The 11,932-nt window shown below is 57.0% G+C and carries 14 protein-coding genes; 11 read left to right on the top strand and 3 right to left on the bottom strand.

Annotated elements, in window-relative coordinates; genetic code table 11:
- The first annotated feature begins 28 nt into the window (after window positions 1-28).
- The 10 genes from GOW31_RS15110 to GOW31_RS15065 all read left to right on the top strand — a co-directional run bounded on the left by GOW31_RS15110 (window position 29) and on the right by GOW31_RS15065 (window position 7,127).
- On the top strand, window positions 29-691 hold the full coding sequence (locus GOW31_RS15110) for a DUF1194 domain-containing protein (protein WP_171171150.1): 663 nt from the start codon (window positions 29-31) through the stop codon (window positions 689-691).
- A gap of 214 nt (window positions 692-905) precedes the next feature.
- Entirely contained in the window at window positions 906-1,292 is a 387-nt protein-coding gene (sdhC, locus tag GOW31_RS15105) for a succinate dehydrogenase, cytochrome b556 subunit (protein WP_152456838.1), read from the top strand.
- Between the two features lie 13 nt (window positions 1,293-1,305).
- Window positions 1,306-1,677, top strand: a complete 372-nt coding sequence (gene sdhD / locus GOW31_RS15100; protein WP_117870336.1) for a succinate dehydrogenase, hydrophobic membrane anchor protein — start codon at window positions 1,306-1,308, stop codon at window positions 1,675-1,677.
- An 18-nt stretch (window positions 1,678-1,695) separates the two neighbouring features.
- Window positions 1,696-3,501, top strand: coding sequence for a succinate dehydrogenase flavoprotein subunit (gene sdhA, locus GOW31_RS15095; protein ID WP_171171148.1), 1,806 nt, complete (start codon window positions 1,696-1,698; stop codon window positions 3,499-3,501).
- Window positions 3,502-3,526: 25 nt separating this feature from the next.
- Window positions 3,527-4,126 (top strand): class I SAM-dependent methyltransferase, encoded by a 600-nt coding sequence (locus tag GOW31_RS15090; protein ID WP_171171146.1) that lies wholly within the window; start codon window positions 3,527-3,529, stop codon window positions 4,124-4,126.
- Between the two features lie 147 nt (window positions 4,127-4,273).
- On the top strand, window positions 4,274-4,900 hold the full coding sequence (locus GOW31_RS15085; protein ID WP_171119693.1) for a sulfotransferase: 627 nt from the start codon (window positions 4,274-4,276) through the stop codon (window positions 4,898-4,900).
- Window positions 4,901-4,931: 31 nt separating this feature from the next.
- The gene (locus GOW31_RS15080; RefSeq protein ID WP_152456842.1) at window positions 4,932-5,711 is read left to right on the top strand and encodes a succinate dehydrogenase iron-sulfur subunit; all 780 of its coding nucleotides are present in this window, start codon (window positions 4,932-4,934) and stop codon (window positions 5,709-5,711) included.
- A gap of 121 nt (window positions 5,712-5,832) precedes the next feature.
- Window positions 5,833-5,973 (top strand): hypothetical protein, encoded by a 141-nt coding sequence (locus tag GOW31_RS15075; protein WP_171119692.1) that lies wholly within the window; start codon window positions 5,833-5,835, stop codon window positions 5,971-5,973.
- A gap of 49 nt (window positions 5,974-6,022) precedes the next feature.
- On the top strand, window positions 6,023-6,217 hold the full coding sequence (locus GOW31_RS15070) for a hypothetical protein (RefSeq protein ID WP_171171144.1): 195 nt from the start codon (window positions 6,023-6,025) through the stop codon (window positions 6,215-6,217).
- A gap of 46 nt (window positions 6,218-6,263) precedes the next feature.
- On the top strand, window positions 6,264-7,127 hold the full coding sequence (locus GOW31_RS15065) for a DUF1989 domain-containing protein (protein ID WP_171171142.1): 864 nt from the start codon (window positions 6,264-6,266) through the stop codon (window positions 7,125-7,127).
- A 37-nt stretch (window positions 7,128-7,164) separates the two neighbouring features.
- On the opposite strand, the gene deoD is transcribed toward GOW31_RS15065, so the two are convergent.
- The 3 genes from deoD to GOW31_RS15050 form a co-directional block, all read right to left on the bottom strand.
- A complete protein-coding gene (gene deoD, locus GOW31_RS15060; RefSeq protein WP_171119690.1) occupies window positions 7,165-7,875 on the bottom strand; it encodes a purine-nucleoside phosphorylase in 711 nt (236 codons plus the stop codon).
- 17 nt (window positions 7,876-7,892) lie between these two features.
- Entirely contained in the window at window positions 7,893-8,210 is a 318-nt protein-coding gene (locus GOW31_RS15055; RefSeq protein WP_171171140.1) for an H-NS family nucleoid-associated regulatory protein, read from the bottom strand.
- 124 nt (window positions 8,211-8,334) lie between these two features.
- Window positions 8,335-10,395: a protein meaA gene (locus GOW31_RS15050; protein ID WP_256368805.1), complete on the bottom strand. Its 2,061-nt coding sequence runs from the start codon at window positions 10,393-10,395 to the stop codon at window positions 8,335-8,337.
- Between the two features lie 51 nt (window positions 10,396-10,446).
- On the opposite strand from GOW31_RS15050, the gene GOW31_RS15045 reads away from it, so the two are divergent.
- Window positions 10,447-11,811, top strand: a complete 1,365-nt coding sequence (locus tag GOW31_RS15045; RefSeq protein ID WP_171171136.1) for a 1-acyl-sn-glycerol-3-phosphate acyltransferase — start codon at window positions 10,447-10,449, stop codon at window positions 11,809-11,811.
- The last annotated feature ends 121 nt before the right edge of the window (window positions 11,812-11,932 follow it).

The raw sequence follows: 11,932 nt of genomic DNA, 5'->3' as shown, positions 1-11,932 counted from the left end.
CGCGTGCAAGCCGTGCTAGGCTTGCAACATGCATATTCTGCGCGCGATATTGACCAGCGTTTGTCTGGCACCGGCGGCTCAGGCCTGCGATCTGGCGCTGGCCCTGGCGGTTGACGTTTCCGGCTCTGTCGACGCCAGCGAGTTTCGTATCCAGATGGACGGGCTGGCCGCTGGTCTGCGTGACCCGATCGTGTCCGAGGCATTGGTTCGTGGTCAGGCGCAGTTGATGCTGGTGCAATGGACCGGGTCGTCGCGCCAGCAGGTCACGATCCCCTGGACCCGAGTCGACAGTTTCGCGGCGCTGGATCGTTTTGCCGATCAGGTTGCCGAAGATCCACGCATCTGGCGGAACTTCTCGACAGCGATTGGCGAGGCGCTGCACACGACGCTGGACGCATTTGAGTCCGTTTCCGATTGCAAACGGCGACTGATCGATCTGTCGGGGGACGGCGTATCCAATGAAGGAGTTGAACCGACGCAAGTTCACGCGGCTTTGCGGGACCGAGGCATCGTCGTCAATGCGTTGGCCATCGAAGAAAGTGAACCGGACCTGACGGCCTATTTCTTTGAGAATGTCATCGTGGGCGAAGGCGCTTTTGTCGTTTCGGCCTCGGGCTTCGCGGACTACCCGGAACGAATTCGCAAGAAACTGCTGCGCGAAGTGACGCAGCAAACGGCAGGCCTGAAATGACAGTCAGGAGATTCGTGATCACATGCCTTTGGTCTTGAAATCGCTAACATTGATGAAGGGGAATGTTAAATGTGATCACGACAATATTTTGTGTGATCACATACCGGAATAATCCGTCAAATTGCGCTGAATTTAGTGGTTTTTGCACCCGCAGCACGTGACAGTGTCGCAAAAAACAGTAAAACGTTCGGTAGCCAACCGAAAAGGAGCCGCCATGGCCGATGTAAATCGGGGCAACCGCCCACTTTCGCCGCACCTGTCGATCTATCGTCCACAGCTGACGTCAGTCACATCCATCCTGACACGCATTACCGGAAACGCGCTACTGCTGGCGGCGCTGCTGATCGTCTGGTGGTTTCTGGCCGCAGCAACGTCGCCCGAGGCCTTCGCCGTTGCGAACGGAGTGATTACTTCGGTGCTTGGCGATCTGGTGATGGCTCTGTCCGTATGGGGTCTTTGGTATCACACTCTGGCCGGTGTACGGCACCTGATCTGGGACAATGCGATTGGGCTGGACCTTCCCACGGCGACAAAGCTGGGCTGGGCCGTTGTCATCGGATCGGTCGTGCTGACCCTTCTGACCCTTGTCATCGTCGCGTGATTGGAGGCCTGACATGCGTTATCTGACCGACCGCAAACGCGCCGCTGGCCTTGGCTCGGCGAAATCCGGCACCGCTCATTTCTGGGCGATGAAAGTCAGCTCGGTGGCTCTGCTGATCCTTGTGCCTTTGTTTGTTTTCACCTTCGGCCCGGTTCTGGGTCAGCCGTTTGACGTGGTACTTGAATACTACTCGCGGCCCTTCCCGGCCATCGTGGCAGCACTGACGCTGGCGGTTGGCTTCAAACACTTCGCAGACGGTGCGCAGGTGATGCTTGAAGACTACGTTCACGGCACGCTTGAGAAGGTCCTGATCATTCTGGTGACCTGCCTGTCCTACGGTGCGGCCGCGGCCGGCATCTTCGCCATCGCGCGCATTGCCCTTTAATTCCCGGAGCTGAAAGAAATGGCTGCATACGAATACGAAACGCATGAATATGACGTGGTCGTTGTCGGCGCCGGTGGGGCCGGTCTGCGGGCGACATTGGGTATGGCGGAACAAGGCCTGCGTACGGCCTGCGTGACCAAGGTTTTCCCAACCCGTTCTCATACCGTGGCTGCACAGGGTGGCATTGCCGCGTCGCTGTCGAATATGGGCCCCGATTATTGGCAATGGCACATGTACGATACCGTCAAGGGCTCGGACTGGTTGGGCGATACCGACGCGATGGAGTACCTTGCCCGCGAGGCGCCCAAGGCGGTCTACGAGCTGGAGCACTATGGCGTTCCGTTCAGCCGGACGGAAGAGGGCAAGATTTATCAGCGCCCCTTCGGTGGACACACCACTGAATTCGGAGAAGGTCCTGCGGTACAGCGCACCTGTGCAGCCGCCGACCGGACCGGCCACGCGATCCTACATACTCTGTACGGACAGTCGCTCAAGAACAACGCCGAGTTCTATATCGAGTATTTCGCCATCGACTTGATCATGTCCGAAGACGGTCAGTGTCAGGGTGTCGTCTGCTGGAAGCTGGACGATGGCACCATGCATGTCTTCAACGCCAAGATGGTGGTATTGGCGACCGGCGGCTATGGCCGTGCCTATTTCAGCGCCACCTCGGCCCATACCTGCACCGGCGATGGCGGCGGCATGGTGGCCCGTGCTGGGCTGGCCTTGCAGGATATGGAATTCGTTCAGTTCCACCCCACAGGCATCTACGGTTCGGGCTGTCTGATCACCGAAGGTGCGCGCGGCGAAGGCGGGTATCTGACAAACTCGGAAGGTGAACGGTTCATGGAGCGCTATGCGCCCCAGTACAAGGACCTCGCACCGCGCGATTACGTTTCGCGCTCGATGACCATGGAAATCCGCGAGGGACGTGGCGTAGGGGTCGAAGGGGATCACATTCACCTGAACCTCAGCCACTTGCCTGCCGAGGCTCTGGCAGAGCGCCTGCCCGGTATATCGGAAAGCGCCAAGATTTTTGCGGGTGTGGATGTCACGAAGGAACCGATCCCGGTTCTGCCCACCGTGCATTACAACATGGGCGGTATCCCCACGAACTATTGGGGTGAGGTTCTGAACCCGACTTCCGACGATCCGACTGCGGTTGTTCCCGGTTTGATGGCCGTTGGCGAAGCCGGTTGTGCCTCTGTCCACGGTGCGAACCGACTGGGGTCGAACTCGCTGATTGACCTTGTGGTCTTTGGCCGGGCGGCAGCGATCCGGGCTGGCAAGGTTGTCGACGCCGAATCCCCCAACCCGGTTCTGAACCAGGCGTCGGTCGACAAGGCGTTTGACCGTTTTGATGCGGTGCGTAACGCCAGCGGTTCAATCCCAACCGCCGATCTTCGGCTTGAGATGCAAAAGACCATGCAGGCGGATGCGGCCGTGTTCCGGACCGCCAAGACCATGGCCGAAGGTGTCGAGAAGATGACGGCGATTGCCGCAAAGATGGACGACCTGAAGGTCACGGACCGTTCGTTGGTCTGGAACAGCGATCTGATGGAAACCCTTGAACTGACCAACCTGATGCCAAACGCGCTTGCCACCATCGTCGGCGCCGAGGCCCGCAAGGAATCCCGAGGGGCCCACGCGCATGAGGACTTCAGCGAGCGTGATGACGAAAACTGGCGTGTTCACACGGTCAGCCGGGTTGAGGGCAGCAAGGTTGAGCTCAGCTATCGTCCGGTCATCGTTGATCCGCTGACGACCGAGGACCAAGGCGGTATCAGCTTGCAGAAAATCGCGCCCAAAGCGCGGACGTTCTAAAGGGCGGGTCAGGAACAGGGGCGAGATGGCAGAGTTTTCTTCGACCGATTATTGGCAACGCCGATATGAGCACGGCAAGACCTCGGGAGCGGGGTCTTACGGGCGTCTTGCTGTCTACAAAGCGAATTTCATCAACACGATGGTCGAGATGGAAGGCGTGGACTCGGTTGTAGAATTGGGTTCGGGCGACGGAAATCAGGCGCAATTGTTTGATATCCCGAAATATACCGGTTTGGATGTCTCTGACCTCTGCGTTCGGCGCTGCAACGAAGCTTTTCGATCCCGCCCGAATTGGGTGTTCAAAAACGCCGATTCCGAGGTTGAGCCGCATGACGTTTCTCTTTCGTTGGATGTCATTTATCATCTGACCGAGGACAGCGTTTTCGATAACTACATGCGGCGGCTCTTCGGGTTGGCACAGCGTTATGTCGTTATCTATTCGTCTGATTTTGACCAGAACCCTTCCAACCAGCATGTGCGCCATCGCCCGTATTCCCTGTGGGTTGAAGAATTCATGCCCGGCTGGCAGCTCTATTGTGAAGAAGAGAACCCGTTTGCCGTCAAAGGGCATGCGCATGCCTCAAAGAACAGCTTTGCCGCGTTCAAAGTGTTCGAGCGGAGTTGAACGTGTGACTGGCGCAAGCACCATATCGACCCGGAAAGCCAAACAAGCCGCTTTTGATCCAGTCACATGCCGGAAGGGCGTTCAAAAAAGCGCGAGTCATGGTGAAATCCCAGGCGTGCCGAGGCGTATGCTTTGCTGGTGCCTGCAATGACGGTCGAGAAACTCCAATCCGGGCAAAGCGATCCCAAGATCATCCTGATCGGCTTGAACCGCTGTGCGACGACCTCGTTTCACAAGCTGTTTCAGAACAACGGGATTCCATCTGTGCATTGGGAAGATGAACAGGGTCTAAACCTTGCACATCGCATGGTAACCAATATTGCCATGGGGCGCAGACCGCTGGATGGGTTTGGTGCCGTTCGGGCCTTCACCGATATCGCCTTTGTCAATTCGCGCTTCATGCTGGACGGCGCGCGGTTCTTTCGAGAGCTGCACGCGGCTTACCCTGACGCCTATTTCTTGCTGAACACGCGCAATCGCGATGACTGGATCGCATCACGTGCCAACCATTCCGGCGGTAGGTACCTAGAGCGATGCTGCAAGGCCAATGGACAGACGGCCGACGAGGTAAAACGGGGCTGGGCGCATATGTATGACGTGCACCATTCCGAGGTCGAAGCTTTCTTTGACGACAACCCGCGCTTTCTGCGCTTTGATATCGACCGGGACGATCCGCAAAGCCTTGCGGATTGGCTTTCGCCGGATTTCGACGTGAACATCGCCCATTGGGGGCATTATAACCGAGGGGCGTCTGAATGCGCCCGGACAGGCTGAAAGGCGGCCTTGTGCTGAATGGAGAATTGACATGGTTCAACTGACCCTGCCCAAGAATTCCCGGATTACCACCGGCAAGACCTGGCCAAAGCCGGACGGCGCCACGAACGTGCGCAAGTTCCAGATCTATCGTTGGAACCCCGATGACGGGCAGAACCCGCGTGTCGACACCTATTTCGTTGATATGGATACGTGCGGTCCGATGGTACTGGACGCGCTAATCAAGATCAAAAACGAGATCGATCCGACGTTGACGTTCCGACGGTCCTGCCGCGAAGGCATCTGTGGATCTTGCGCGATGAACATCGACGGGATCAATACGCTGGCCTGTATCTATGGCATGGATGAGATCAAGGGCGATGTGAAAATCTATCCGCTGCCGCATATGCCGGTGGTCAAGGACCTGATCCCTGATCTGACTCATTTCTATGCCCAGCATGCGTCCATCATGCCGTGGCTGGAAACCAAGACCAATCGTCCCGCGAAAGAATGGAAACAGTCCATCGAAGATCGCAAGAAGCTGGACGGTCTCTATGAATGCGTGATGTGCGCCAGCTGCTCGACCTCATGCCCCAGCTACTGGTGGAATGGCGACCGCTATCTTGGCCCCGCGGCTTTGCTGCATGCCTATCGCTGGATCATCGACAGCCGGGATGAAGCCACCGGTGAACGTCTGGATGAGCTGGAAGATCCGTTCAAGCTCTACCGCTGTCACACCATCATGAACTGTGCCAAGACCTGCCCGAAAGGTCTGAACCCGGCCAAGGCGATTGCCGAGATCAAGAAGATGATGGTCGAACGCGCGGTCTAAACACAGACCCGATTTGCGATTTTCGCATGTCCATCTTGCATAAATAGGCGATGCAGCCCCGGCTGCATTGCCTTATTTTTTGGGCAGGGAGGAGTGATGAGCTTTAGTCAGGATCACTCCAATGAGCAAAGACACATCCAAACGGAAAACCGACGCCCAAGACGCGCTGGAACTGCTTGAACAGGCATGGGCCTATTACACGCCCGAACCTGCGAAGGCTGACAAGGAACCAGAGCTTTTCGAATACGCAAACGCAGCCTGATACAGGCGGCAAGGCTTGCAAACTGACGGTTTATCGGCAAAGCAGAGGGATGCCTGTTCTTCTGCTTCTTCTGGCGGCCGGCGTGTTTGCCTATTTCCTCTGGCGCTCGCGCCATTCCGGGCTGACACGTGATTGCAGGTGGCGGCAGGACAAGGGCCACGGCATCTGGCGATGCAGCTTCTGCGGTGCCGAAGCCACCGCACCGGACCAACCATTGCGGTGTTTGAGGGCGCGTGACCCCTGAAAGATAGGGCTTTCCGAGGGCTGAATAATACGCCACTCTGCCCGGCATGACCGTTTCAGAAAACACTCTACAACCGCCCGAAGATGCCGAAGCCCGTCGCGCGGTTGCCCCTGTCATCTGTTACCCGAACGAAGCATTGCCGCGACCGGATGTATCTTGGATGAAGTCCCTTCGCGCACGCGCAAGCAAAACGGGCGAAGTGCTGGTGCCGCCACGCGATGCGCGTTGTTTTGAAGTGCCTGCCGGCCATTTCTTTCGCATCACTTCCGTCGAGGGGCCGCAGGTTGGCGATCTGAACCTCTGGAACCGAAACGACCTTTCGGAACGCTTCTATTCCGGAAAAACCCGGGCGCTGCATGGCACGCATCTGACCACCGGAGAGCGGATGTGGTCCAGTTTTCCTCATCTGCGCCCGATGGCCACGATTATTGCGGATACGCTGGAGTGGTACGGGATCGATTCCTATGGGGGGTCGGTTCATGACGTCATCGGTACGCGATGCGATCCGTATACGGGCAACCTTTTGTCCGGTACGCAATACCATCATTGTTGCCATTCCAACCTGACCCGCGCGCTTGCGGATCACCTCAATATTCCGCTGGCCGAAGCCGAACCCGCGGTGCACGACGTATTGAACGTCTTCATGTGTACCGGTTTCACCCGCGACACGGGTCAGTACTTCATGAAAGCCTCACCCGTGCGCCCGGGAGATTTTCTGGAATTTTTTGCCGAGATTGATTTGCTGGGCAACCTCAGCGCCTGCCCGGGCGGGGATTGTTCCTCGGAACACTCTTCGGACACGGCTGCCTGCCACCCCTTGCTGGTGGAGGTGTTCGCTCCTGCCATTGGTGATTTGAAGGGGTGGGACAGCCCTGCGAGCAATGGTTATGATCGTTCGCACGGGCGTTAGCAACGGCAGGCACCCGTTTCCTCGTGCCTGCCTACCATCAGCTGTTGGGGAACGCAGCCTGAAGCGCGATTTCCACCATTTCACCAAAGCTGCTTTCACGTTCTGACGATGGCAGAGCCTCTCCGGTCAACAGGTGGTCGGAAACAGTCAGAACGGCCAAGGCGCGGCATTTGTGGCGCGCCGCCAGGATATAGAGCTCGGCCGCTTCCATCTCGACCCCCAGAATGCCGTGACGCACCATCTGTTCATTGAGATCTGGACGCTCGTCATAAAAGACATCTGACGAGTAAATTCCACCAACATGGGTCGGCGTTCCCTTGGCGGCAGCCGCCGTGGCGGCAGCTTGCAGCAGCCCCCAATCGGCGCAGGGTGCAAAGTTCAGCTCTTTCATGATGCCGCGCGACGGTGTGCTCAGCGTGGTTGATGTCATGGCCAGAATAACGTCACGAATTTTGACGCTGTCCTGCATCCCCCCGCAGGATCCGATGCGGATCAGGGTTTTCGCATCGTAATCGCGGATCAACTCGTTTACATAAATGGAAAGAGACGGCATTCCCATGCCGCTTCCCTGAATTGTTACGGGGTTTCCCTTCCAGTTTCCGGTAAAGCCAAGCATTCCCCGAACGTTATTGACCTGTTTGACATCGTCCAAAAACGTTTCGGCCGCCCATTTCGCCCGGTAGGGATCACCGGGCAAAAGAACGGTTTCAGCTATTTCGCCTTTTTCGGCGCCAATATGAATTGTCATTTTCAAAAACGCTCAGATTAGATTTCCAGATCAGAAATATCCGCGCCTGCGGTCAGCGCATCATGCACCCATTGAGGTTTGCGGCCGCGACCAGTCCAGGTTTGATCTGGATTTTCCGGGTTGCGGTATTTAGCCTTTGTTTTTGTTGGCTTAACGCTGCGCGACGTTTCTCCGGACAGTTCAGACAAAGAGAAGCCGAATTCTGCCGCAGCCTTTTCTGCGGCTTTCAAAGCTTCCTGACGTTCGCGTTTTTCTGCCCTGATCAAAGCCTTTTCAATGTCATTGCGCAAAGCCAAAAGGTCTTTGCGTGACATATTCTCAAGATTGATCCCCATCATTCTTCTCCATCAGATAATAATTACGGTGCACATGAGCGCGCACCGTAATTCCAAATATCAGCTTATTCCATCCCGAATTTTTCAGAGACGGAAACAGGAGAAAAAGTGCCTTTAAGCTAATTTACTCTGCCGCGAGGTTCCGAGGATCCGCCAGAGTAACGATATCGCCCATTATCGAATTGAGTTCGAAGTTTTTCGGGGTGTAGACCTTGGCCACACCCATGGATTTCAGTTTTTCGGCATCTTCGTCCGGAATAATGCCACCCACCACGACTGGGATATGAGACAACCCCGCCTGCCGCAGACGTTCCATGACGTCTTTGACCAGTGGCAGGTGGCTGCCGGACAGGATCGACAATCCAATGACATGCGCGTCATCTTCGCGGGCGGCCGCAACGATTTCTTCGGGTGTCAGGCGAATGCCCTCATAGCTGATGTCCATACCGCAATCGCGGGCACGGAAGGCGATCTGTTCGGCACCGTTGGAATGGCCGTCCAGCCCAGGTTTGCCTACAAGGAACTTCAGACGCCGGCCCAGCTTGTCGCTGACGGCATCAACAGCGGCACGCAGGTCGTCCAGCCCTTCGGTCTTGTTCGAAACAGACCCGGAAACGCCGGTTGGGCCGCGATAGGTTCCATAGACTTTGCGCATCTCTTCGGCCCATTCGCCCGTCGTCGCGCCGGCCTTTGCGGCGGCAATGGACGGTTCCATGATGTTTGCCCCGGTCTGTGCCGCTTCGCGCAGCGCGGCCAAGGCCGCGGTTACGGCCGCTTCGTCCCGTTCTGCGCGCCACGTATTTAGGCGGTCGATCTGTTCTTGTTCCACGGCAGGATCAACAACCATGATGCCACCGTCTTCGGTTTGCAGGGGTGATGCCTCGCCTTCGATCCATTTGTTCACACCGACAACAACGGTTTCGTTGCGCTCGATCCGGTTCAGGCGTTCAGCGTTGGAATCTACCAGTCGGGACTTCATGTATTCGATCGAAGCGACCGCGCCGCCCATCGAATCCAGGTTGGCCAGTTCGGCCCGTGCGCCTTCTTTCAGTTCTTTCACCTTGGCATCGACAGCGGGGTTTCCATCGAACAGGTCGTCGTATTCCAGCAGATCGGTCTCATAGGCCAGGATCTGCTGCATCCGCATCGACCACTGCTGGTCCCACGGGCGCGGCAGACCCAGCGCCTCGTTCCAGGCGGGCAACTGCACCGCTCGGGCGCGGGCATTCTTCGACAGGGTTACGGCCAGCATTTCGATCAGGATGCGATAGACGTTGTTTTCGGGCTGCTGCTCGGTCAGACCCAGAGAGTTCACCTGCACGCCATAGCGGAATCGACGGAATTTCGGATTTTCAACGCCATAGCGTTGTTGCAGGATCTCATCCCAAAGATCCACGAAGGCACGCATTTTGCACATTTCGGTGACAAAGCGGATGCCAGCATTTACAAAGAAGGAAATCCGACCGCAGAGCGCCGGGAAATCCTCGGCAGGTACACGTGGGCGCAATTCGTCCAGCACGGCGATGGCAGTGGCCAAGGCATAGGCCAGTTCCTGCTCTGGCGTCGCACCCGCCTCTTGCAGGTGATACGAGCACACGTTCATCGGGTTCCATTTCGGAACATTGGTATAGCAATACTCGGCCACGTCCGCGATCATCTTGAGCGACGGCTTGGGCGGGCAAACATAAGTGCCGCGGCTCAGGTATTCCTTGATCAGGTCGTTTTGAACCGTGCCCTGTAGTTTGGATACATCCGCGCCTTGCTCTTCCGCGACGGCGATATAAAGCGCCAAAAGCCATGGCGCAGTGGCGTTGATCGTCATCGAGGTGTTCATCTGCTCCAGCGGGATCTGGTCGAACAGAACCCGCATGTCGCCCAGATGACAGACCGGCACACCAACCTTGCCGACTTCACCGCGGGCCAAAGTGTGGTCGCTGTCATAGCCCGTTTGAGTGGGCAGATCGAAGGCCACCGACAGGCCGGTTTGGCCTTTCGCAAGATTCCCCCGATAAAGCGCGTTCGAGGCTTTGGCCGTGGAATGACCGGCATAGGTTCGGATGAGCCAGGGGCGATCTTTCTGCGTCTGCGTCATAGCGGGGCCTCGCGTTTCAGTGGGCAATAAAATTTCGTCTCGAGGTTCTAAAGCGCAATTTTCGGGACATGTCAATTCGCTGCGTTGCGGCATGCCGCAATTGTTCAGATTGTGGGCAGCTGTGATTGGTGGCAATCTGCCGCCATGACGCAAACCGTGGAACTTCCGCTTTGGCTTTTCGTGCTGATCGTGGTCTTTGCCATGGTCACTTTCGCATCGCATTTCCTGTTTCCGTCCGTCCGCTGGTTTTTCCGTCGCAGGTTGGAACGCGCGGTGGCGCGCCTGAACCAGCGCCTTCAACGCCCAATCCAGCCCTTCAAGTTGGCGCGTCGACACGACATGATCCAGCGCTTGATTTATGATCCGCAGGTCGGCCAGGCGGTTCAGCAACATGCCCGTGAAACCGGCATGCCCGAGGCCGTCGCCTCGGAGCAGGCACGTCGTTATGCCCGAGAGATCGTTCCGTCCTTTTCGGCCTTCGCCTATTTCAGCTTTGCGATCCGGCTGGCCCGCTTGCTGAGCAACACATTCTACGAGGTACGGCTTAGCTATCAGGACGAAGAATCCGTCAGGAACATTGATCCCGAAGCTACGGTTGTCTTTGTCATGAACCACCGAAGCAACATGGATTACGTTTTGGTCACGTATCTTGCGGCCCGACATTCTGCGCTGTCTTATGCTGTAGGAGAGTGGGCCCGGGTCTGGCCGCTCAGCCGATTGATCCGGGCGATGGGGGCGTATTTTATCCGGCGCAAGTCCGGTAGCGAACTCTATCGTCAGGTTCTGTCCACCTATGTGCGCCACGCAACCGAAGCCGGCGTAACTCAAGCCATGTTTCCAGAAGGCGGGCTGAGCCTGACCGGTGCCATTGCGCGCCCCAAGCTTGGACTGCTCAAGTACATTATGGATGGAACATCGCCACAGGGGCGCGATGTGGTGTTTGTCCCGGTTGCTCTGAATTACGACCGTGTGTTGGAAGACACCATCCTGACCCGCGCGGCACTTGGAACAGAGCGGCGGTTTCGCGCACGGATCGGCGTCATCACGCGCTGGATAGTGAAACAGATCTGGCGTCGTTTGATCGGCCGATACAGGCGGTTCGGTCTGGCGTCCGTCCGGTACGGCAGGCCGATCTCTCTCAAGGAATTCCGGGCTGAAGGCAGTGACGACATGATGACGGATTTGGCTCGGACGCTGATGCAGCGTATCCAGCATGCTATTCCGCTTGTGCCGGCACCAGCGGCCTGTTTGCTGGTGCGCGACAAGGGCCCGATGTCCGAAGAAGACGTGCTGTCACAAATCCGACAGATGATGGAGCGCGATGATCCGCAGACCAAGGACAATTCGCAGGCCATATCAAATGCTTTGGATCAACTGGTTGAACGCCGGATTCTGAACCGACAGGGGAACATGCTGTCCGTATCAGGTCAGCGCGGCGATCTTCTGGACTATTACGCCGCATCCGCCCCGGCGGATTCAGGTAACCAGGTTTCTGCATCCGCAAAATAACTTTCTGCAACCGCTGGGTCATAAAATTACAATATGGCGCCAAAAACGGTTGCAATATTACTCATCGCCCAATATTCCAGTCTGTGAAGCGCGCGATTCTGCGTCGCGGCAAAGGCACTGA

The sequence above is a fragment of the Ruegeria sp. HKCCA0370 genome, assembly GCF_013033705.1.
GTDB lineage: Bacteria > Pseudomonadota > Alphaproteobacteria > Rhodobacterales > Rhodobacteraceae > Ruegeria.
Note: the sequence above shows the minus strand (reverse complement) of the source record. Positions and strands in the feature narration are given on the sequence as shown.

Coding starts and splice junctions, on each gene's coding strand:
- GOW31_RS15055 (WP_171171140.1), bottom strand. CDS start 8,210: ATGGGGATCAATCTTGAGAATATGTCACGCAAAGACCTTTTGGCTTTG.
- GOW31_RS15110 (WP_171171150.1), top strand. CDS start 29: ATGCATATTCTGCGCGCGATATTGACCAGCGTTTGTCTGGCACCGGCG.
- GOW31_RS15085 (WP_171119693.1), top strand. CDS start 4,274: ATGACGGTCGAGAAACTCCAATCCGGGCAAAGCGATCCCAAGATCATC.
- deoD (WP_171119690.1), bottom strand. CDS start 7,875: ATGACAATTCATATTGGCGCCGAAAAAGGCGAAATAGCTGAAACCGTT.
- GOW31_RS15075 (WP_171119692.1), top strand. CDS start 5,833: ATGAGCAAAGACACATCCAAACGGAAAACCGACGCCCAAGACGCGCTG.
- sdhD (WP_117870336.1), top strand. CDS start 1,306: ATGCGTTATCTGACCGACCGCAAACGCGCCGCTGGCCTTGGCTCGGCG.
- sdhA (WP_171171148.1), top strand. CDS start 1,696: ATGGCTGCATACGAATACGAAACGCATGAATATGACGTGGTCGTTGTC.
- sdhC (WP_152456838.1), top strand. CDS start 906: ATGGCCGATGTAAATCGGGGCAACCGCCCACTTTCGCCGCACCTGTCG.
- GOW31_RS15065 (WP_171171142.1), top strand. CDS start 6,264: ATGACCGTTTCAGAAAACACTCTACAACCGCCCGAAGATGCCGAAGCC.
- GOW31_RS15045 (WP_171171136.1), top strand. CDS start 10,447: ATGACGCAAACCGTGGAACTTCCGCTTTGGCTTTTCGTGCTGATCGTG.
- GOW31_RS15050 (WP_256368805.1), bottom strand. CDS start 10,395: ATGCCGCAACGCAGCGAATTGACATGTCCCGAAAATTGCGCTTTAGAA.
- GOW31_RS15090 (WP_171171146.1), top strand. CDS start 3,527: ATGGCAGAGTTTTCTTCGACCGATTATTGGCAACGCCGATATGAGCAC.
- GOW31_RS15070 (WP_171171144.1), top strand. CDS start 6,023: ATGCCTGTTCTTCTGCTTCTTCTGGCGGCCGGCGTGTTTGCCTATTTC.
- GOW31_RS15080 (WP_152456842.1), top strand. CDS start 4,932: ATGGTTCAACTGACCCTGCCCAAGAATTCCCGGATTACCACCGGCAAG.